Annotated in this window: 18 protein-coding genes; 10 read left to right on the top strand and 8 right to left on the bottom strand. The window is 65.2% G+C overall.

The features are described 5' to 3' along the window. Nucleotides 1–26 precede the first annotated feature (26 nt). A complete protein-coding gene (locus EAH75_RS12380; RefSeq protein ID WP_428993513.1) occupies nucleotides 27–578 on the bottom strand; it encodes an Lrp/AsnC family transcriptional regulator in 552 nt (183 codons plus the stop codon). An 82-nt stretch (nucleotides 579–660) separates the two neighbouring features. Here EAH75_RS12380 and EAH75_RS12375 point away from each other — a divergent pair, with 82 nt between their 5' ends. Together EAH75_RS12375 and EAH75_RS12370 are read left to right on the top strand one after the other, a co-directional pair. Further along, a complete protein-coding gene (locus EAH75_RS12375; RefSeq protein ID WP_140648854.1) occupies nucleotides 661–1,581 on the top strand; it encodes a DMT family transporter in 921 nt (306 codons plus the stop codon). A 10-nt stretch (nucleotides 1,582–1,591) separates the two neighbouring features. Next, nucleotides 1,592–1,891: a cupin domain-containing protein gene (locus EAH75_RS12370; RefSeq protein ID WP_140648856.1), complete on the top strand. Its 300-nt coding sequence runs from the start codon at nucleotides 1,592–1,594 to the stop codon at nucleotides 1,889–1,891. Between the two features lie 46 nt (nucleotides 1,892–1,937). Here the strand turns inward: EAH75_RS12370 and EAH75_RS12365 are convergent, their stop codons facing one another. The 7 genes from EAH75_RS12365 to EAH75_RS12335 all read right to left on the bottom strand — a co-directional run bounded on the left by EAH75_RS12365 (nucleotide 1,938) and on the right by EAH75_RS12335 (nucleotide 9,274). After that, nucleotides 1,938–2,552 carry an FmdE family protein gene (locus EAH75_RS12365; RefSeq protein ID WP_140648858.1) on the bottom strand — a complete coding sequence of 205 codons (615 nt, stop codon included), beginning with the start codon at nucleotides 2,550–2,552 and terminating at the stop codon, nucleotides 1,938–1,940. A 13-nt stretch (nucleotides 2,553–2,565) separates the two neighbouring features. Beyond that, nucleotides 2,566–2,832, bottom strand: coding sequence for a DUF2249 domain-containing protein (locus tag EAH75_RS12360; protein ID WP_140648860.1), 267 nt, complete (start codon nucleotides 2,830–2,832; stop codon nucleotides 2,566–2,568). 68 nt (nucleotides 2,833–2,900) lie between these two features. Beyond that, on the bottom strand, nucleotides 2,901–3,554 hold the full coding sequence (locus EAH75_RS12355) for a TMEM175 family protein (RefSeq protein ID WP_140648862.1): 654 nt from the start codon (nucleotides 3,552–3,554) through the stop codon (nucleotides 2,901–2,903). Between the two features lie 73 nt (nucleotides 3,555–3,627). Continuing rightward, a complete protein-coding gene (ubiE, locus tag EAH75_RS12350) occupies nucleotides 3,628–4,398 on the bottom strand; it encodes a bifunctional demethylmenaquinone methyltransferase/2-methoxy-6-polyprenyl-1,4-benzoquinol methylase UbiE (RefSeq protein ID WP_140648864.1) in 771 nt (256 codons plus the stop codon). Between the two features lie 30 nt (nucleotides 4,399–4,428). Next, entirely contained in the window at nucleotides 4,429–7,140 is a 2,712-nt protein-coding gene (gene plsB / locus EAH75_RS12345) for a glycerol-3-phosphate 1-O-acyltransferase PlsB (RefSeq protein WP_140648866.1), read from the bottom strand. 25 nt (nucleotides 7,141–7,165) lie between these two features. Continuing rightward, nucleotides 7,166–8,089, bottom strand: coding sequence for a hypothetical protein (locus tag EAH75_RS12340; protein WP_140648868.1), 924 nt, complete (start codon nucleotides 8,087–8,089; stop codon nucleotides 7,166–7,168). Nucleotides 8,090–8,371: 282 nt separating this feature from the next. Beyond that, the gene (locus EAH75_RS12335; protein WP_140648870.1) at nucleotides 8,372–9,274 is read right to left on the bottom strand and encodes a 5'-nucleotidase, lipoprotein e(P4) family; all 903 of its coding nucleotides are present in this window, start codon (nucleotides 9,272–9,274) and stop codon (nucleotides 8,372–8,374) included. Nucleotides 9,275–9,398: 124 nt separating this feature from the next. Here EAH75_RS12335 and EAH75_RS12330 point away from each other — a divergent pair, with 124 nt between their 5' ends. The 8 genes from EAH75_RS12330 to gltS all read left to right on the top strand — a co-directional run bounded on the left by EAH75_RS12330 (nucleotide 9,399) and on the right by gltS (nucleotide 19,955). Continuing rightward, on the top strand, nucleotides 9,399–10,430 hold the full coding sequence (locus EAH75_RS12330; RefSeq protein WP_140648872.1) for an AI-2E family transporter: 1,032 nt from the start codon (nucleotides 9,399–9,401) through the stop codon (nucleotides 10,428–10,430). Nucleotides 10,431–10,626: 196 nt separating this feature from the next. Next, the gene (locus EAH75_RS12325) at nucleotides 10,627–11,529 is read left to right on the top strand and encodes a LysR family transcriptional regulator (protein ID WP_140648874.1); all 903 of its coding nucleotides are present in this window, start codon (nucleotides 10,627–10,629) and stop codon (nucleotides 11,527–11,529) included. 223 nt (nucleotides 11,530–11,752) lie between these two features. Then, complete coding sequence (locus EAH75_RS12320) at nucleotides 11,753–11,938, top strand: hypothetical protein (protein WP_140648876.1); 186 nt, start codon at nucleotides 11,753–11,755, stop codon at nucleotides 11,936–11,938. Beyond that, complete coding sequence (locus tag EAH75_RS12315) at nucleotides 11,935–14,424, top strand: TonB-dependent receptor plug domain-containing protein (RefSeq protein WP_140648878.1); 2,490 nt, start codon at nucleotides 11,935–11,937, stop codon at nucleotides 14,422–14,424. The genes EAH75_RS12320 and EAH75_RS12315 overlap by 4 nt, the downstream gene beginning before the upstream one ends. Nucleotides 14,425–14,623: 199 nt before the next feature. After that, nucleotides 14,624–16,396 carry a gamma-glutamyltransferase gene (gene ggt, locus EAH75_RS12310; protein WP_140648881.1) on the top strand — a complete coding sequence of 591 codons (1,773 nt, stop codon included), beginning with the start codon at nucleotides 14,624–14,626 and terminating at the stop codon, nucleotides 16,394–16,396. Nucleotides 16,397–16,653: 257 nt separating this feature from the next. Beyond that, a complete protein-coding gene (gene dgcN / locus EAH75_RS12305) occupies nucleotides 16,654–17,697 on the top strand; it encodes an N-acetyltransferase DgcN (protein ID WP_140648884.1) in 1,044 nt (347 codons plus the stop codon). Beyond that, on the top strand, nucleotides 17,682–18,668 hold the full coding sequence (gene dgcA, locus EAH75_RS12300) for an N-acetyl-D-Glu racemase DgcA (RefSeq protein ID WP_140648886.1): 987 nt from the start codon (nucleotides 17,682–17,684) through the stop codon (nucleotides 18,666–18,668). Before dgcN ends, dgcA begins: the two co-directional genes overlap by 16 nt. A gap of 66 nt (nucleotides 18,669–18,734) precedes the next feature. Then, a complete protein-coding gene (gene gltS, locus EAH75_RS12295; RefSeq protein WP_140805597.1) occupies nucleotides 18,735–19,955 on the top strand; it encodes a sodium/glutamate symporter in 1,221 nt (406 codons plus the stop codon). Nucleotides 19,956–19,963: the final 8 nt, after the last annotated feature.

The raw sequence follows: 19,963 nt of genomic DNA, 5'->3' as shown, positions 1-19,963 counted from the left end.
CAGAGCATGCCATGTCGGCATGACGCTCAATCGCGCGACATGGCCACGGCCGCGTTCCACATCGCCCGGGTCAGCGGCCGGTGCTCATGCGGTGTCTGCAGCACGATCAAGGTGGTGGTGCTGTTGCTGGCGCCGGTTTTCAGCAGGCGATCGAGCACGAATTCCAGGTGGCTGATCGACATCGCCACCACGTGCAGCAGCGCCGAATCCTCGCCGGCCAGGCGGCGGCATTCGAGCACCTCGGGGATGTCCTCCACCAGCGCGCCGATGCGCGCGCAGGTGATGCCGTCGCAACGCAACCGGACCATCGCGCTGATGCCGTAGCCCAGTCGTTTGGGATTGACCGTGGCGCGATAGCCGCTGATCACGCCGGCTTCCTCCAGTCGCTTCACCCGCTCGGCCACCGCCGGGGCGGACAGCCGTACCTTGCGGCCCAGCTCGGCATAGCCCAGGCGGGCGTCCCGTTGCAGCGCTTCCAGCAGCTGCCAGTCCTTGCCGTCCAGTTCGGGCTTCGAATCCTGCGCTTTCGATTCCAAGGTGAGCTCACTCGTGAAAGGCTTCGATCGTTGGCGAAGCATCATGAGAACGATGCGATGCATTATTCCCCGGCGCGATCGGCAAGACTAGGATGCGCACTTCCCACCTCAGGAATCCGTCCCCATGGATACCGCTCGTCTCGACGGTCGCGCGCTCGCCTACATCGGCATTGCCCTGCTTACCTGGTCGTCGGCATATGCCGCGATCGCTTACGCGTTGACTTCCTTCACGCCCGGTGAAGTGGCCCTGGCGCGCCTTGGCATCGGTTCGTTGTGTTTTGCCGCGCTGATGGTGGTCAAACGGATACCGTTGCCCGCCCGGCGCGACTGGCCGCAACTGGCGTTGCTGGGCGTAACCGGCCTGACCGTGTATCACTTGTGCCTCAACTACGCCGAAACGCGCATCGCCAGTGGCACCGCGTCGATCCTGATCTCGCTGATACCGGCCGCCACGGCGGCGGTGTCGGCAGTGTGGGTGGGCGAGAGATTGTCACCGCGCATGCTGGCCGGCCTTGGCGTCGCTCTGGTCGGGGTGATCCTGGTGGTGCTGGCCAGCGGCAAGCAGGTGAGGTTCGAACCGATGGCGGGGCTGGTGCTCATCAGTGTGCTGGTCTCGGCGTTCTACTGGGTGGGGCAGAAACCGCTGTTCGAACGCAACAGCATGCTTGGCGTCACCGCGTTCACGTTCTTCGCTGGCACGCTCGGCGCCCTGCCATTCGGACTGCATCTGCCGCAGGCACTGGAGGCCGCGCCACGCGCGCACATCGCCGCGCTGTTCTGGCTTGGCATCGCGCCGACCTTCATCGGCTACCTCGCGTGGAACGCCGCATTGCGCCAGGCGTCCGCTTCGCAGGTCTCCAGCTTCATCTATTTCTCGCCGCCGATCGCGGTGCTGATCGGCTGGCTGTGGCTGGGCGAGCAGCCGGGTGCGCTGACCCTGGTCGGCGGTGCGATCACCGTGGGCGGTGTGGTGCTGGCGAATACGCGGCGTCGACCCGCACCAGCGCCGGTGGCGGAGGTCGACGCTGCTTGCGAACGATGCTGAGGGCGACGCGATGACCAACCCGATCGATTTGCAGCAGAGCGCTGCGCTGCTGGACCAGGCATGGCGTTCGAAGCTGGTCGCGCGCATCGGTGATGCCAACCTCAGGCTGTTGCGTATGGACGCACAGCCCTATCCGGCCGAGATTCACGCTTATGCAGAAGGCTTGCTTGTGCTCGATGGCGAGCTGCGCCTGGACGTGGCCGGCCAGACAGTGACGGTCGGCGCGGGCGGGTTCTACCTGGTGCCGGCGGGCGTAACGCACGCGGTGGCGCCGGGCAGCAAGGGCACGTTGCTGATCCTCGACGTCTGAGCGGGCGCCGTCGCTCGTCGCGTCCGTCGCGGACGAGTTGTATGGATCAGCGCAGCCGTGTCAGCCGCAGCACCATGGGGTCGTCGGCATGATCCAGCAGCAGGCGCCGTACGCGGCCCTGCCACGCCTGCGCCAGCGCCGCGAGCTGTTCGGCGGTGGCAGCGGGCATGAGTGCGGCACCTATCAGCTCGCGCAGGTTCGCTGGCGCCGGCACCGTGGTCAGGTCGAGTTCCACCGCTACCGCGCTGCCGTTGTCGCGACGACGGAATTGCACGGCGGCAGTACCTCCAGCGTCCGAAAACTTCAGCAGCGACTGCCGTGCGAAGCGCCCGCCGATGCCGTGGAAGCCGTTACTGGCGGCAGCGCCGGTGATCAACGTGAGCACCTGCGCGATCACGCCGGTGACGCCCTCGTCCTCGGCGGCGGGCATGCGTACGGCGATGCTGCCGCGTTCGGCAACCTCGTCCGGGTACAGCGTGCGCAGTGCAGTACGTGCCATCAGGTAGGCGCCGGCCACCGTGGGGCAGGAATGGCCGGCCAGCCGCACCGCATCGATGTAGCGGTATTCCAGCATGCCGTTGTCGGTGGCACCGAGGAAAGCGGCCAACGGGTCGCGCATCAAGATGCGTGGCGCCTGGTCGTAGAACGCAGGATGGTTCATGCGCAGACCCGGATCACTCGGCCGGCAGGCCGGTGATGCCGAAGTCGATCACGATCGCACCGGGATCGCGCTGACGGTAGGTGACCGTGAGATTTTCGCCTAACCGCTCGCGCAGCTGGGAGATCAGCGGGAGCGGATCGTGATCGTTGACGAAGCGCATCGTCTCGCCCGAACGCAGCACGCCGATCGCGCCGAAGATCGCCGAGTGGCGGAAGCGTCGCGCCACGCCGCGCGCGTCAAAAGTGTGGACGTTGGCATCGTTCATGGTGTCGGTGGACATGGCGCGGGACTCGTCGGGGAAAGATGTCCCAACATACGCCGCGCCAGGTCGTGGGCCACTGATCTGGATCAGACTGCATCGTCTCCGTCAGTCGCCGCAGGCAACACGATCCTGCGCGCGCGTGCAATGGCCACGCGCGAGAACACCCGCGTCAGCACCGGTATCAGCAGCAGCACGAAATTATTCGTGCCCGGATGTGACCAGGCCAGCAGCAGCGACAACAGCGCCGCCAGCGGAAGTGCCCAGGCACGTGCACGCACGCCGGCGACATCGACCGCCGCGACACTGGGCCGCACGCAGGCGGGCTGCAAGGCGACGCCGAACAGCCAGCGTTGCAGCAGGCCGGCGAGCAACAACGTGGCCGAATAGAACATCTCCGGTACCCGCGCCAGCGGGTTGGCACTCATCAGCGCCGTGGCGAACGGCATGAAGGCCACTACCATCAACAGCAACAGATTGGGCGCCATCACGCGCGCGCTGTAGTCGGACAACATTCCGAACACGCGGTGGTGTGCAGCCCATAGCGCACCAATCACCAGAAAGCTCAACACGAAGCCCATGAAACTGGGCTGCAGTTCGCTCAGCGCGACCAGGTATGCATGGTCATCGGCAGTGCGCAGCCGGGGCACGTGGATCTCGATGACGAGCAAGGTGATCGCGATGGCAAACACCGCGTCGGAGAAAAAAGTGAGCCGCTCGAGCTGCGAGTTGCTGGTGCTCATCGTTGCGTTCGCGGTAGGTTTGATGCGGCGATGCTGCAGCAGTGACCAGGCGCTGTCCAGCCGATCAACCCGATCAGAACTTGTACGCGCGATGGATCGCCACGATGCCGTTGCTCAGGTTGCGCACTTCGACGCGGCCGAAGCCGGCGCGCTCCATCATGCCCTTGAGAGTTTCCTGATCCGGATGCTTGCGGATCGATTCGGCCAGGTACTGGTAGCTGTCGGCGTCGCCGGCGAACAGCTGGCCGAGCCTGGGCAGGATCTTGAACGAGTGGAAGTCGTACAGCTTGCCGAATGTCTCGCTTTGCACCTTGGAAAATTCAAGCACCAGCAGGCGACCGCCGGGCTTGAGCACGCGGCAGATGTCGGCCAGCGCCTTGTCCTTGTCGGTGACGTTGCGCAGGCCAAACGCCATGGTCACCGCATCGAAACTGTTGTCCGGAAACGGCAGCGCCTCGGCGTTGAGCTGTGCCCAGCGCAGGCCGGCGACCAGGCCGCGATCGGTCATGCGGTCGCGTCCAACGCCGAGCATGGCGGCGTTGATGTCACCGACCACGATGTCGCCCTCGTCGCCGACGATCGGCTTCAGCAGCGCGGCAATGTCGCCAGTGCCACCGGCCAGATCCAGCACGCGGTCGCCGCGGCGCACGCCGCTGATTGCCACGAAATGGCGCTTCCACAACCGATGCACGCCGAACGACATCAGGTCGTTCATCAGGTCGTAGCTGCGTGCGACCGAGGTGAATACCTGGCCGACCAGCTTCTGCTTGTCACCGACCGGCACGTCGCGGAAACCGAAGTGGGTGGTGGAATCCGGAGTCGTCTTGGGCTGCTGTTCGGTCATGGGGTCATGCTACAGGATCGGTCGTGGGGGCTAGAGCGGAAGCTCGGGTTGATCGGGGTCCTTGGCGCGCTCAACGCGGGCGCCATGGGCATGCTCGTGCTGCTCGGCATCCACGTGGCGCCGGTGCAGGTCAGCGGCTGCCGCATCCGTGGGCAGGTGGTCATCGCCATCGCTCTTGGGCGCCGCCGGTTCCGGCGGCGGGATCGCAGGCGCCATGTCCTTGTCCGGTGCGTCGCCGGCTGCCGTGTCCTTCTCGTGGTTGCCGGGAGTGATCTTGAGGATCGAATGGCGCACCTCGCGCGACAGGATCACCCGTGCATCGTGCACCATGCCTTCGAGCGCGTTGTCGTAGTCGAGCTTGCCGGCGTCGTCGGTCCACACGATGCGCCGCTCGCGCAGTTTCTGGATGAAGCCGCGAAACAGCGCCTTGTCGAAGAACTCGGGCGCGGACAGTTCGTTGAGCAGGCTCAGCCGTTGTGCGGTGAGCGTGCAGGCGTTCTCGAGCTCGGCGCCAGTCATCGTGTGCGGGCCGTTCTTGGCCAGTGCGGCGATGGTGATGTAGTAGCGCTCGAACGCCTGGATCAGGCTGCGCGCGATCACCTTGAGCTGGAATGCGCTGTCTTCCTGGCCGGCGCTGCGTTCCAGGGTGCGGCCGTCATTGACCGATTCGAGCAAACCGCGGCGCACGAAGAAGTCGATGGTGGCCTGCAGCTGGGCGGCAAAGCCCTCGCCATCCCACGGCAGAAAAAGTTCGCCCTGGATGAACGGGTAGATGATGCGGCCCAGCCGCAGCACCGAGGCGCGCGCCATGCGCCGGTTGTTGAGGAAGCAGCAGGCGACCCATGCCGCGGTGGCGGTCAGGTGCAGCACGTTGTTGCGGAAGTAGCTGAGCAGCACGGCTTGCTCGCCGCCGACGGTGAGCACGTCGCCCAGTGGGTGCTGCACGCGCTGGATCCAGCCCATCTGTTCACCGTAGGCGATGATCGCGGGCGGGTTCATCGGGGTCAGCGTGACGCGATCGGAATACGGCAGTTCCTCCAGCAGCGTCTTGCTCAGTTCGAGCTGGGTCAGTAGGTCGCTCTCGGCCATCGCATGCTTGGGCGTGGCCAGCAGGGCCAGGGCCAGCAGGTTGATCGGATTGACGTCGGCGGCGCGGTTGATGTTGATCTGGATCTGTTCGGTCAGCTGATCGGTCACGCCGTTGAGCCACTCCGGCTTGGCATCCGGGTCGGCGCTGGCTGCGCGCCAGTCGGTGCTGGCCGCATCGAGCAACGGAGTGAGCGCAATCGGTTCGCCGAAATTCAGCGCCACATGGCCGTAGCGCTGGCGCAGCACTTTCAGTCCACGCAGCAGGCCGAGCAGGGATTCCTTTTCCTTGGGCTGGCCGCTGAGTTCGCCCGCGTACGACTTGCCCTCCATCAGCTTCTCGTAACCGATGTAGACCGGCTGGAACAGGACCGGCCGGCGTGGCGCACGCAGGAACGCGCGCACGGTCATCGCCAGCATGCCGGCGCGCGGCGCCAGCAGCCGACCGGTACGCGAGCGGCCGCCTTCGATGAAGTATTCGATCGGCACGCCACGGTCGATCAGCTGGGCCAGGTACTCGTTGAACACCACTGAATACAGCGCATTGCCCTTGAAGCTGCGGCGCAGGAAGAACGCGCCGCCGCGGCGCAGGATCGGTCCGATGATCGGCAGGTTGAGGTTCACGCCAGCGGCGATGTGCGGCACCACCACACCGGACACGTGCAACTGATAGCTCATCAGCAGGTAGTCGGCATGGCTACGATGGCAGGGCACGTAGACCACCTCGTGGCCGGGCGCGGCGGCGCGGGCCTTGTCGAAATGATGCATGGCGATGCCGTCGTACAGTTTGTTCCAGAAGTTGGACAGCAGGAACGAGACCGAACGCACCACCGGGTGCGAGTAGTCGGCGGAGATCTCCATGACCAGCGTGTGTGCCTTGCGCCAGGCTTTGGCGTGGCTGATCTTTTCCTTGGCCGCGCTGGCGGCGATCGCGGCGCGCACCGGTTCGGCATTCAGCACGGCATCGACCACGGTGCGCCGGTGCGACAGATCCGGCCCGATCACCGCGGCGCGAATGCGATGGAAGTGGGTGCGCAGTACCCGGGCGATCTTGCGCGTGAAGCGCTCCGGTGCGATCTCGCCGGATTCGGTGAGCACGCTGCGCAACGACACCGGCGCGGAAAAATGCACCACGGTGTCGCGGCCATTCAGCAGCAGCGCCAGCAGCCGGCGGAAGCGGCCGACCATGACCCAGTTTTCCGAGAACAGCACACGGAACCAGCCGCTGTCGCGGCTCGGCGCGCGGCCGACGTAGATCGACACCGGCACGATCTGGATGTCACGCTCGGGCATGCCTTCCAGCGAACGCACCAGCTGCCGCAGCGGTTCGTTCGGGGCGCGCTGGCGGTTGCGACCGAGCAACCGGCCATCACGCCGTGCCAGTGCAAACACCGAGCGGCGCCGACGGGTGCCGGCCAGCGGCTGCATCGGATTGGGCAGCCCGGCCTCGCGACAGGCACGCTGCAGGATCAGCGCATCGGAAAAACCGTCGCGCTCGATCACATAGCAGACCGGCACGCCGGCCTGCAGCAAGGTGGCCGGCTCCGCCGGGTCGCGCCGGATGCGCACCCACGGCTGCAGCAGCTGGCCGGCCAGGTTGAACCACCAGGGGGCGCGTTGACGGGCGGTGGGATCCGCGGTGGAAGTAGTTTGCATCCGTCTATTCTAACGGTTGCGCCGTTCAGTCCTTCGTGACCGCGCTGCTGGCGTTGCCGGCAGGCGTTTCCGGCTGCTGGCTCGCCTGCAGGTGGGCCTTGCGCGCGTTGTCCAGCATGTCCTCGCTGTACCAGCGGCCATCCTGCTGCACCAGTTTCGATTCGGTCGACAGCGGCTTGCCGAGCAAGGTGTAGTCGACCCTCACCACAGCGTGACCATTGCTGCTGGATACCGGCGTGAGCTTGATCGAGTTCAGCGCGTCGTCCACCGAAAGGCCATAGATGGCCAGCAGCTGCTTGAGCCCGGCATAGCCCGTCGAGTACTTGCCCATCGAGGTGTCGAAATCCATCGTGCGCAGTTGCTCTGGACTCTTCAGATCCAGCTTGCGCGCCGTCGTCACAGCCACACCGACCGCCTGCTTCGCCTTGACCTGGTCGAACCATGGCGTCTTCTGTGCCCAGGGTGCGAGCACATCGATCATGTTGCTGGCCTGGGTCTTCTGGGCGTCGCTGAGGGTCTTGCTTTGCGAGACGCCGCTTTTCACCAGTGCCTCGCCTACGCTGATCAGTACCGGCAATTGATCCTTGTACTGCTGCTGCATGCTGGCCAGTTTCGGCTGCAATTCGGCGTACAGCTTGGTCTCCGCGTCCGGTTCGGTGAGCTTCTGCATCGTCTCGTTGAACCGGGCGCGATCCTCGGCAGTGATCGGCCGCGGGTCCTGCTGGTGATGGCTCCAGTCGGCACGCAGGTTGGCGTAATCGGCAGACGGCAGTGCGTGCTTCCACAGCCCGTTGAAGTCACCGGCCTTGAGCAGGTCGACCGAAGCCTGCAGCGCCGTCTCTGGCGTACTGCCGCCGGGCTGCGCGGCCTCGTCCTTGCCGTGGCAGGCGCTCAGCAGCAGCGCGGCGAGCAATGGCAACATGGCGTGGCGCAGGGAGAAAGGGCGCATGGAGAGTTCTCGCGGTGGCGTGATCGCGCAGGGTAAGCGGCGCGACAGCACGGAAACAAGACCGGGTGCGGGATTTCACGCAGCCGCAAAAAGAAAACCCCGCGGGCCTGGGCCTCACGGGGAAATCCGGCAAAGCCGGAAGGGAAATGGCCTTGCCTGCAAAAGGTTTGGTCAGCAGGTGTTGGCAGGCGAAATATTACTTGTTCGTTAAAGCTAAGGCAATGCTTTTGTTTTATGTTGTAAATATATGATTTATTTCAATTAATAGAGTTGAGCGCGCTCTCAATAGCGCAGCGCATCGATTTTCTGCTGGCGCCGAAGTTCGGGTGTCGCGCTCCAGTCGTTGTTGAACAGTGCCGGTTCCCATGACCCATAGGTGGCGTTCGGCAGCACGAACCAGCGCACCCCGATCCAGCCCAGATAGGGTGCCATCGCCCTGCGACGACCCTCGGGGTTGTTGGCAAGCACCGTCACAAAATCGCCGATCTGATCACCGAACTGCATCAGCACGCGGTACTTGCGGGCGATCTGCTGGCGTCGGCAGCCTTTTTCCGTACCGATCTGCTCGCAACCTTCGACAAACGTACCCAGGCCCAGGAATGCCTCCGGTCCAGACACCGGCAGGCCGGCCTTGCGCAGGTTTGCCAGGGTGGCCTGATCCAGATCCTTGGCGCGGTTGGAGATGTAGATCACCGCGATGCCGTGCTTTGCGGCGAATTGGGTGAACTCGACGGCGCCGGGCAGCGCGCGGGCCGCTTCTTCCTTGCACCACGCAGCCCAGTCGGCTTCGTTGTACTCGCCGCCACTCCTGACCAGACGGGCCTGGTACGGCGAGTTGTCCAGCACGGTCTCGTCGACATCCAGCACCACCGCCGGCTTGAGGCCCTTGCCCGACGGCGTGCGGTCGTCCTTGGCCAGCGCGTCCCAGTGGCGATTCTTCAGGGCGGTCAGCAGCCGCGATTCGGCATCGCGGTAGGTCTGCAGGTAGATCAGGTCGTGCTCGATCGCCGTCTGGGTCCAGACGACGGCATTGAGGTTGTCATTGGCGGCAGCCACCGTCGCGGGTGCCGGTTGCGCGGCGACGGCCACTGGCGGAGCCGCCGCGGCGGGCTGCCGCGATGGGGCGCTGGCACAACCGGCCAGCAGAGCAAACGCGAGCAGGGTCACGGGTAGGCGTAATGACATGCAGTGATCCTTGAGCAGGTGAATCAGGACGATGACCGGAGTTTACGACAGCCATGTGGCAGGGCTGGCCGCCGCCGCGCGCTGCTGACAGACTGGCGACTCCCGCATCACGGATTCGACCCGCATGGAGTTCCCCCAGCCCGTCCCGGGCGAACCTTCGCCAGCCATACGTTATGCGAGTTACGCCCTGGCCGCGGTGGCCCTGTGGCTGGTCATCGGCATCCATCTGCTGTCGGCATTGCTGGCCGGCCTGCTGGTCTACGAGCTGGTGCGGGCGATGACCCCATTGCTGGGCCGGCGCATTTCCGGCGCGCGCGCGCGGGTGGTGGTGGTGGCGTTGCTGGGGGCGATCGTGGTCGGGTTGCTGATTCTGCTGATCCTCGGCGCCATCAGCCTGTTCCACAACGAGATCGGCAATCCCCAACTGTTGTGGCAGCAGCAGCTGATGCCGCTGGTGGAGAAGGCGCGTCAGCAACTGCCGCCGATGCTGGTCAACAACCTGCCCGACAGCGTCGATGACCTGCGGGTGGGTGCGGCGGAACTGATGCGCAAGCATGCCGGCACGCTGCAGCTGGCCGGCAAGGAAGCTGCGCGCGGGTTCGTGCACATCATCATCGGCCTGATCCTGGGCGCCATCATCGCGCTCAGTCGCGCCCGGCCAGCGCACCAGGTCGGCCCGCTGGCGGCGGCGCTGGGTATGCGCTGCCAGCACCTGGCCGTGGCGTTCCACAACATCGTGTTCGCGCAGATCAAGATCTCGCTCATCAACACCGTGTTCACCGCGATCTTCCTGCTCGGCGTGCTGCCGCTGCTGGGCATCCATGTGCCGCTGGCCAAGACGCTGGTGGTGGCGACTTTCGTGTTCGGGTTGTTGCCGGTGCTGGGCAACCTGATTTCCAATACGGCCATCGCGATCGCCGGCCTGTCGGTGTCACTGGGCGTGGGCATCGCCGCGCTGGTGTTTCTGATCCTGATCCACAAGCTGGAATATTTTCTCAACGCACGCATCGTCGGTACCCAGATCCGCGCCCGCGCGTGGGAGCTGCTGATCGCGATGCTGCTGATGGAAGCGGCGTTCGGCTTGCCCGGCGTGATCGCCGCGCCGATCTACTACGCCTACCTGAAGAGCGAGCTGGAAGCCGAACACCTGTTGTAGGCCCACTCATGGGCAGGAGAGACCGTGCGACCGGTATCTTTTCGCCAGACGGTGAAGCCGGCGTTCGGCCTGCCAGATAGCCCGCAATACCCGCGGGTACCTGCCCGGGCGTTCATCGCGAAAGCTTGCGTCGCAACAGCTCCTATGCTGCACTCGGGCACCATCGCCGCCGTGGCGCAAGGGGCGAGAAACCGACATGCGTCTGCGCCATATCGAACTGTTCCATGCCGTGTTGACCACCGGTAGCCTGACCGGTGCGGCCGACCTGCTGAACATTTCGCAGCCAGCCGCCAGCAAGGCCTTGCAGCACGCCGAACACCAACTCGGCTTCGCCTTGTTCAGCCGCGTGCGCGGACGTCTGCAGCCGACGCAGGAAGCACTGCTGCTGCGCCACCGCGTCGAGAAGATCATCCAGGACCTGCACGGCCTGCAGCGTCTCACCGCGAACATCGGCCGTCCGGAAAGCTATCCGTTGCGGGTGACCTGCACACCGACGCTGGCGCAGGCGCTGGTGCCTGATGCGACCACAATGTTGCGCAAGGCTTTCCCGGGCACTACCGCTGAACTGTTTACCCAGCACTCGGCGGAAATGTGCGAATCGCTGATGCTCCACGAGGCCGACATCGGCCTCACGCTGCAGGACGCCGGTCACCAGGGACTGCGCCAGGAGCCGTTGTGCCACGGACATGTCATGGTCATCGCTCCGCCCGGCTGGTGGTCGGCCGCGGAGCTCGCGCAACCGTTGCCGGTCACCGCGCTGGCCGGCCAGCCGATGATCGGTATCGCCATGCAGGATGCGCTGGGCCGCATGTTGCAAAGCCACCTGACCCAAGTGGTTCCGGCACCACAGACCTCGGTCTGGGTACAGACCTACCAGCTGGCGTATGCACTCGTCGCGCAGGGCGAAGGCCTGGCACTGGTCGATCCCTTCACGGCATCGCGCAGTAGCGGGAAAGCCGTGCAAACGCGTCCGCTGAAGCTGCAGCTGGACGTTGTGCTTTATGCGGTCTACCGGTTGGACAGTCCGCTGAACCCGGTGCAGAAACATTTCCTCAGCCTGGTGCGCCAGCTTGCCCAGCACATGCTGGCGCCGGCCTGAAGACAGCTCGCTCGCCCGTTCGAGGCCAAGCGCCCACAACCTTCAGTTATGCAAAGTGCCGGTCTTTTCATTGGTGGCTTTCGCTTGCCTGTGTCTATGCTCAACCTCGTGCTGCGAGGGGGAGCGAATGTCCGATCGAAACACGCCGCGACAATATGCAGGGTCGGCCTGGGGGGCGAAACCGTACTGCAGCACCTTGCGGTCGCACCGGCCTGTGCTCTCGATGGCAACCAGCCTGCCGCCCCGTATGCAGGACGGTGCCGCCGCGATCGCCGGCGAGAACAGGTTCGCGATCGAAGCAGGCTTCGAGAACATCTACAGGGGTACATCCGTTGACTGGCAAAGCCATGCGAGCGCTTTGGCCTGCGGCGGTTTTGTTGCGGTAAAACACTTGGGGGGAATTTCATGAACAAGCGTTCCGGTCGGATCACTCCGACCCTGCTGACTGCTGCGGTATTGCTTGCACTCACCCACACGGCGGCGGCGCAGAATGCGAGCCCGCAGGCGTCGAGCGATGCAATGGCCACGACACCCACCGCGACACCGGCCAAGGCAAAGAACCTGGGCCCGGTGGTGGTAACCGGCACGCGTGCCGGCAACCGCACGGAAAGCTCGTCGCTGACGCCGATCGACGTGATCTCCGCCGATGTCTTGAAACAGACCGGCACGATCGACCTGACCCAGGCGCTCGCGCGAGCCATTCCCTCGCTGAATTTTCCGTTTGCACCGGCGTCGGACACCTTTGCGTTCCAGCGACCCTTCCAGTTGCGCGGGCTTTCGCCGGACCAGGTACTGGTGTTGGTGAACGGCAAGCGCTGGCATTCCGGTGCGCTGTTGCTGAGCCTTGGCCAGATCGGCCAAGGCTCGCAGGGCATCGACCTCAACACCATCCCGATGTCTGCCATCGACCATGTCGAAGTGCTGCGCGACGGTGCGTCGGCGCAATACGGTTCGGACGCGCTGGCCGGCGTGATCAACATCATCCTGAAAAAAGGTGCCGAAGGCGGCGACGTGCAGGCCACCGGCGGGCAGTATTCGGCGGGCGACGGACGGCAATGGCAGGGCTCGGCCAATTTCGGTTTTCCGCTGGGCGGCGACAAGGGCTGGATGCGCTTCGCCATGGAGAAGAGCAACCAGAGTCCGACCAACCGCGCCGGCGTGGACCGCCGCCCCGGCTTCACCCAGCTGGGTGCGAAGTTCCAGTTCGGCGCGGTATCGTTCAAGAACCAGAACCTGCTGCTCAACACGCAATACGACATCACCCCCGGCGTGCAGTTCTACGCGTTCGGACATTACGGGCGCCGCGTCGGCGAGCCGCGCGGGTTCTTCCGCTACGGCACCAATACGCCGAGCCCGAACAACGCGTTGATCGGGCTGGTCTATCCGGACGGCTTTCTGCCGAAGGAACATGGCGTCTCGATCGACCGCTCGCTGGTCGCCGGACTGCGCGGCGTGGCGAATGGCTGGCACTGGGACGTCAGCGCGAACTACGGCGGCAACCGGGTTTTCTACAGCACCCTCAACACCACCAACTACGCGCTGCTGAACGACTTCGGCAGCAGCCCGACCGGCTTCCACGACGGCACTCTGACGGCAACGCAGCAGACGTTCGATATCGACATTTCCAAGGAGATGCACGTCGGCTGGTTGCCCAATCCGGTGACCGTCTCCTTCGGTACGCAATGGCTGCGCCAGGCCTACAACGTCGAGGCGGGCGAGCCGGGTTCGTACTATGTCGGCACCTCCGGCGTGCGCGGCGGCGCCCAGGGCTTTGCCGGCTGGGGACCGCAGGACGCGATGTCGGTGGCGCGCAAGGATCTGGCCGAATACGTCCAGCTGGAAACCAATCTCACGGACAAGTTGGGCGTTTCCCTGGCAGCGCGCCACGAGGACTATTCGGACTTCGGCACCACCACGTCCGGCGCGCTGTCGGCGCGCTTCGATTTCACCGATACGTTCGCCCTGCGCGGCAGCGCCTCGACCGGATTTCGCGCGCCGACACTGGGCCAGCAGCATTACTCGGAAACCACGTCGGCATCTTTTGGCGCCGGCAATTCACTGGGCCTGCCACCAGGCATCTACCTGCGCGGACTGGTGCCGGTAGGCAACCCCATCGCCATGTTGCTTGGCAGTGAACCGTTGAAGCCGGAAAAATCCCGCAATTACACGTTCGGCATGGTGTGGAATCCGACCGATGCGCTCAGTTTGAGCATCGACGCCTACCAGATCAGCGTCAGCGACCGCATCGCACTGTCGAGCTCGATTTCCACTTCGACCCCGGCCGTGAAGGCCTACCTGGCCGCCAACGGCGTCAGCAACCTGCAGTACAGCGGCGTCGCCTACTTCACCAACGCGGGGGACGTGCGCAGCCAGGGCGTCGACTGGGTATCCAGCTACCGCAGTGACTTCAGCAACGGCGGCACGTTGATGACGACACTGTCTGCGACCTACAACAAGAACAAGGTCACCGGCGTCCGTCCGAACCCCGCCGTGCTCGACTCGCTGGGCGCCATCTTCCTGCGCCTCAACCGCAGCGCCACGAAGGGCCTGCTTGCCGACACCGCGCCGCGCAGCAAGGTGATTCTGACCGAGACGTACAACCTGGGGCGCTGGGGGGTGACGGGCACCGCGACCCGCTATGGCCGTATCACTTCATACGGTTCGACGAGCTACCTGGACGATCAGGTGTACCCGCACAAATGGCTCATCGATCTTGCGGTGAGCTACAGCCTGGATCAATGGACGTTCACCGTGGGCAGCGACAACGTGCTCAACACCTATCCGGAAAAGACCCGCCAGGACAGCGATCAGAACGGCGCGTTTCCGTATTCGTCGAGCTCGCCATTCGGCTTCCAGGGCGCGTTCGTATACGGCAAAGTCCAGTACCACTGGTAGATCCGGTTTGCTCTGACGCGACAAAAGCCCCGGCCCATGTCGGGGCTTTTGTTTGCCGGAACCTGCGCGGCACGGTCCCGTCGTCATCTTGCAGTGTGATGACATCCACAACCGTCAGTTATGCAACGCAGCGGTCTTTTCATTGGTGGCATCTGCCTGCCTGTGACTATGCTCGACCCATACTCTGGAGGGTGAACGAATGTCCGACCGAAACACACCGCGATCCCATGCAAAGCCAGCCTGCCGGGCGACACTGAGCCGCCGCACCTTGCGCTGGTACCAACCCGTCCTGGTGGTGGCGATAGCCACATTCGGCGTGCTGGCGTATGCGCAAGACACCGCGGCGCCCCGGACCGCGACAACCACCACCGCCGCGATCGCCAGCGCCAATGCCCTGGCCACCGAAGCCGGTTTCGAAACCCTCGCCCAGGGTGGCAACGCGGTCGATGCCGCGATTGCCGTGGCCACGTCGCTGTCGGTGGTGCAGCCGGAAGCCTCGGGCCTGGGCGGCGGCTTTCTTGCCCTGATTCATGATGCGGCCACCGGCAAGGACACCTTCATCGACGCGCGCGAGATGGCGCCGCAGGCGGTGCGCGAAGCTGATTATCGCAAGGCCGACGGTACCCCCAACCGCGACACGTCGCTCCACGGCCCACTCGCTGCCGGCATTCCCGGCATGCCGGCAGGCCTGGCCTACATGGCCGGCAAGTACGGAAAAGTGCCGCTTGCCGTGTCGTTGCGTCCGGCGATCCGGCTGGCTGACAAAGGGTTCCATCCCAGCAGTCCGCTGGTCCGCTCCATCGGGCGCGAGGCCGAGGTGTTGCGTCGGTACCCGGCCTCGGCTGGCAAATTCTTTCCCGGTGGCAAGGCACCGCAGACGACCGATATCTTCCGCGATCCGGGTCAGGCCGCGACGCTGAAAGCCATCGCCGAAAGAGGCGCGGACGGTTTCTACAAGGGTGCCGTGGCGAAGGAGCTGGTCAGGGCGGTCAAGGCGTCCGGCGGCACCTGGACGCTCGCCGATCTGGCGAGCTATCAGGCGAAGGAGCGGTCACCGATCGAGCTGACTTACGCCGGCTACAAGATCGTCACGGCACCACCGCCGTCTTCCGGCGGCGTGGCGCTCGCCGAGATGCTGAACATCCTCGCGCCGATCGATCTCAAGAGCATGGATGAGGCCCACCGCATCCATTACCTCGTCGAGGCGATGCGCCGCGCCTTCCGCGATCACAACGAATACCTGGGCGATCCCGATTTCGTGAAGATGCCGCTGGACATGCTGCTTTCGCCTTACTACGCCGACGGGTTACGCCAGAGCATCCTGCCCGAGCAGGCCACCAAGTCGGCGTGGCTGCCGTCGGTGCATGCGAAGGATCCGGGCATGCATACCACGCACTACTCGATCATCGACAAGGACGGCAACATGGTGTCGATGACCGCCACGGTCAACACCACGCTGGGCTCCGGTTTCGTCGCCGGAAAAACCGGTGTGCTGCTGAACAACGAGATGGACGACTTCGCCCTGGTGTCCGGCCAGCCCAACGCGTTCGGCCTGATCGGCGGCTCCGCCAACGCACCGGTCGGCGGTAAGCGGATGCTGTCGTCGATGACACCCAGTTTCGTCATCGGCAAGGATCGCCTGGCGGTGATCGGCTCGCCCGGCGGCTCGACCATCATCACCCAGGTGTTCGAAGGCATCCTCGCCTTCATCGACGGCAAGAATGCCGGCGAGATCACCGCGCAAAAGCGCATCCATCACCAGTTCATGCCCGACCGCGTCGACATCGAATCCGGTAGCGATATCCCGGCCGACGTGCTCGCAAAGCTGAAAGCGATGGGCTACGAAATCAACGACAAGGATTCGTGGGGCAACATGAATGTGGTGGTCTGGGACAAGACGACCAACGTCAAGTCGGCGGCCAGCGATCCGCGCAACCCCAACGGGCTGGGCAAGGTCGAAACCATCCATTGAGTCATGCGCCGGCGTTGCCGGGAAAGAGCGGCGTGGCCAGGGCGAACAGAGGGATCGCCGGCCAACCCTCGCGCTGATGGGGTGGCCTGCGCGGCACAGGTCCGCCCGACACACTGGATATTCCCGCAAGGTTCGTGCATTTCAGCGTCACCCGCGGCTGCCCATCCGGACGATCCGTCGCCACCGGTTGGAAAGCGGTCAGCGCGGGCACCCTTCATCTGGTCGACGGCGTGTCCGTCAAGTGGAGTAACCCTTTCATGTCAAATCATGGCGATGCGACCCTGCCTGGCCACTGGGGCCCGCCTTACCTGCTGTACCTGGGCAACCCGGCCGATGATTTGGCCATCAAGACGGCCAGGGGCGTGGCCTACTGGCGCCCGGAGTGGTGTGTCGGCCAGTACCGTCACCGCGACTGCAAGCCCACGCTCGGTCTGCCCGACATCAGCATGGCCCAGGCCAAGGCCAAAGGCGCGAACACCATGATGATCGGCACCGCGAACGCCGGTGGCATGATGGCGCCGGAGATCATCGCCGACACCATCGCGGCGCTGGACGCCGGCCTCAACGTGGTCGCCGGGCTGCACCAGAAGCTGCGCGAGAATCCGGAGATCGTGGCGGCCGCCCGGCGCAATGGTCGCGTGCTGTTCGATGCCCGCGACCCCGCGCCGGGCATACCGGTCGGCAACGGTCGCCCGCGCGCCGGTCGACGGCTGCTTACGGTGGGTACGGACTGCTCGGTCGGCAAGATGTACACCACACTCGCGCTGGAGCGTGCCATGCGCCAGCGCGGCTGTGCGGCGGATTTTCGCGCCACCGGCCAGACCGGCATTTTCATCGCCGGTTCCGGCGTGCCGATCGATGCAGTGGTCGCCGATTTCATCTCCGGCGGCGCCGAATGGATTTCGCCGGCACGCAGCGACGACGGCTGGGACTTGATCGAAGGCCAGGGTTCGCTGTTCCATCCTTCCTACGCCGGCGTGTCACTCGGCTTGCTGCATGGCGCCCAGCCTGATGCGCTGGTGTTGTGCCACGAACCCACTCGACGTCACATGCGCGGCCTGCCCGGTTATCCGGTGCCCGAGCTTAAGCGTTGCCTCGAAGCCAACCTCGTCGCCGCGCGCCTGACCAACCCGGCCGTCAAGGCGGTCGGTGTCGCACTCAACACCTCCAGCCTGTCGGCGCCGGAAGCGCTGGCGACCTGCCGGCAGATCAGTGATCTACTCCAGCTGCCCTGTCAGGACCCGGTCATCATGGGTGTCGAGTCCATCGTGGACAACTTGCTCGCATGCTTCGCGAACTGAGTATCACGCAGCGCAGCTTCCCGCTGGTGGCGCCTTTCCGCATCGCACGCGGGGTCAAGTACGCCGCCGACGTGGTGACGGTCGAGCTGCACCAGGCGGGCCGAATCGGGCGTGGCGAATCCGTTCCCTACGCGCGCTATGGCGAATCGGTGGCGTCGGTGATCGAGGAGATGGAGGCGTTGCGCGCCGAACTCGTCGCCGGCATGGGGCGCGATGAGTTGCAGGCACGGCTGCCGCCGGGAGCCGCGCGCAATGCATTGGACGCGGCGATGTGGGATCTCGAGTCGCAACTCAGCTCGGTGCCGGTGTGGGTGCAACTGGGGCGCCCACCACGGTCCGCGCTGGTCAGTGCGATCACCATCGGCATCGACACGCCAGAGCGAATGGCGGCGGCGGCGTCCCGCATCGCCGGCGCCGGACTGATCAAGATCAAGGTCGACGCCGACGACCCCGCGGCGCGGATCGAGGCCGTGCGGCGGGCGGCACCTCTCGCCCATCTCATGGTCGATCCCAATGAAAGCTGGACGATCGAACTATTGCGCGACATGCAACCGATGCTGGAGCGCGCCGGTGTCGAATTGCTGGAGCAACCGCTGCCCGCGGACGCGGACGATGCCTTGCTGGGTTTCTCCAGCCGCATTCCGATTTGCGCCGATGAAGCCTGCCATGTGACGTCGGACCTGCCGCGACTGCGCGATCGCTATCAGGCGGTCAACATCAAGCTGGACAAGACCGGCGGCTTGACCGAGGCTTGGCGTCTGCTGCGGGCCGCGCGCGTCGACGGTTTCAAGATCATGGCCGGCTGCATGGTGTGTTCCTCGCTCGGCATCACGCCGGCGCTGGAGATCGCGCGCGAAGCGGAGTTCATCGACCTGGACGGCCCGCTCTGGCTGCAGGACGACTACCCCGACGGCGTGAGTCTGCAGGGCGGCTTCCTGCTGCCGCCATCGCCGGCATTCTGGGGCGGATGAGGATGGTCGTCGCGTGCGCATGCACGGCCGCCGCCACGGTACGACGGTCAAGGGGAGGGCATCTGCTTGCTGACACTTGATCCGATCCAGACACTGGCCTGCGGCGGCGTGTTCCTGATCGCCGGGTACGCGATCCGCGGGCGAGTGCCATTGCTGTCGCGCTTCAGCATCCCGGCGCCGGTGATCGGCGGCTTGCTGGTGGCACTGGCGCTGCTCGCCTGCCGCCAGTGGAACGTCACCCCGGTACGCTTCGATACGGCACTCAAGCAGCCGCTGATGATCGCGTTCTTCACCGCCATCGGCTTCAACGCGAGCACGTCCCTGCTCAAGGTCGGTGGCCGCCAGATCGTGCTGCTCCTCGGTCTCGCCACCGGACTGGCCGTGGTGCAGAACGTGGTGGGCATCGCACTGGCCACGGCGTTCGGGCTGCCGCCGCTGTTCGGCGTGATCACCGGCTCGGTCACGCTGGCCGGAGGTCCTGCCACCGGCCTCGCGTTTGCGCCGCTGTTCACGGCAGACGGCGTGCAGGGCGCGCCGAGTGTGGCGCTGGCCAACGCGATGGCCGGTATCGTTTTTGCCTCGGTGATCGGCGCGCCACTGGCGACAATGCTGATCGAGCGCCTCAAGCTGCGCACGCCGCGGTCGCTGGACATGGCCGACGGCGCCCAGGCGAGCCCGCAGGCGGTGCCGGTTCCCGCCGCAACAAGCGTCGACGGCGCCGAAGCGCAGGCCTACGCCGGGCTCAAGAGTTTCGTGTTCATCCTGCTGGCCATGGGCATCGGTGCCTGGATCAGTGGTGGGCTGGGCGCGCTGGGGCTGACTCTGCCCAGCTACATCGGCGCCATGCTGGTGGGCGCGCTGATCCGCAACCTCGACGACCACCTCGGCTGGTTCGGCCTGTCACCGCGCAGCATCGACATCATCGGCAACGCCGCACTCTCGCTGTTTCTCGTCGTCGCCCTGATGGATCTGCACCTGTGGGACCTCGCCGGACTGGCGATGCCCTTGTTGGTCATCCTGGGCGTGCAATCGATCGTGGTCATGGCCGTCTGTTGCTGGCCGCTGTTGCGCTTGATGGGCCGCGATTACGATGCCGCCGTCATGGCCAGCGGCTTCGTCGGCTTCATGCTGGGCACGACGGCCAACGCCGTGGCGGTGATGAGTTCGCTGACCGAGCGCTTCGGCCCCGCGCCGCGGGCTTTCCTGGTGGCCCCCATCGTGGGTGCGTTCCTCATCGACTTCACCAACGCCATCGTCATCACGGTCTTCATCAATGTCTGGAAATGACGCCGCCA

The sequence above is a fragment of the Rhodanobacter glycinis genome, assembly GCF_006438785.1.
In the GTDB taxonomy this organism is placed as follows: Bacteria; Pseudomonadota; Gammaproteobacteria; order Xanthomonadales; family Rhodanobacteraceae; genus Rhodanobacter; species Rhodanobacter glycinis_A.
This window is presented reverse-complemented; position numbering and strand designations above follow the sequence as displayed.

Excerpts from the sequence above, each read along its gene's own strand:
- EAH75_RS12315 (WP_140648878.1), top strand. The coding sequence starts at position 11,935 with ATGAACAAGCGTTCCGGTCGGATCACTCCGACCCTGCTGACTGCTGCG.
- EAH75_RS12360 (WP_140648860.1), bottom strand. The coding sequence starts at position 2,832 with ATGTCCACCGACACCATGAACGATGCCAACGTCCACACTTTTGACGCG.
- EAH75_RS12355 (WP_140648862.1), bottom strand. The coding sequence starts at position 3,554 with ATGAGCACCAGCAACTCGCAGCTCGAGCGGCTCACTTTTTTCTCCGAC.
- EAH75_RS12375 (WP_140648854.1), top strand. The coding sequence starts at position 661 with ATGGATACCGCTCGTCTCGACGGTCGCGCGCTCGCCTACATCGGCATT.
- dgcA (WP_140648886.1), top strand. The coding sequence starts at position 17,682 with ATGCTTCGCGAACTGAGTATCACGCAGCGCAGCTTCCCGCTGGTGGCG.
- EAH75_RS12325 (WP_140648874.1), top strand. The coding sequence starts at position 10,627 with ATGCGTCTGCGCCATATCGAACTGTTCCATGCCGTGTTGACCACCGGT.
- EAH75_RS12340 (WP_140648868.1), bottom strand. The coding sequence starts at position 8,089 with ATGCGCCCTTTCTCCCTGCGCCACGCCATGTTGCCATTGCTCGCCGCG.
- plsB (WP_140648866.1), bottom strand. The coding sequence starts at position 7,140 with ATGCAAACTACTTCCACCGCGGATCCCACCGCCCGTCAACGCGCCCCC.
- ubiE (WP_140648864.1), bottom strand. The coding sequence starts at position 4,398 with ATGACCGAACAGCAGCCCAAGACGACTCCGGATTCCACCACCCACTTC.
- EAH75_RS12380 (WP_428993513.1), bottom strand. The coding sequence starts at position 578 with ATGCTTCGCCAACGATCGAAGCCTTTCACGAGTGAGCTCACCTTGGAA.
- EAH75_RS12320 (WP_140648876.1), top strand. The coding sequence starts at position 11,753 with ATGGCAACCAGCCTGCCGCCCCGTATGCAGGACGGTGCCGCCGCGATC.
- EAH75_RS12335 (WP_140648870.1), bottom strand. The coding sequence starts at position 9,274 with ATGTCATTACGCCTACCCGTGACCCTGCTCGCGTTTGCTCTGCTGGCC.
- dgcN (WP_140648884.1), top strand. The coding sequence starts at position 16,654 with ATGTCAAATCATGGCGATGCGACCCTGCCTGGCCACTGGGGCCCGCCT.
- EAH75_RS12370 (WP_140648856.1), top strand. The coding sequence starts at position 1,592 with ATGACCAACCCGATCGATTTGCAGCAGAGCGCTGCGCTGCTGGACCAG.
- EAH75_RS12365 (WP_140648858.1), bottom strand. The coding sequence starts at position 2,552 with ATGAACCATCCTGCGTTCTACGACCAGGCGCCACGCATCTTGATGCGC.
- ggt (WP_140648881.1), top strand. The coding sequence starts at position 14,624 with ATGTCCGACCGAAACACACCGCGATCCCATGCAAAGCCAGCCTGCCGG.
- EAH75_RS12330 (WP_140648872.1), top strand. The coding sequence starts at position 9,399 with ATGGAGTTCCCCCAGCCCGTCCCGGGCGAACCTTCGCCAGCCATACGT.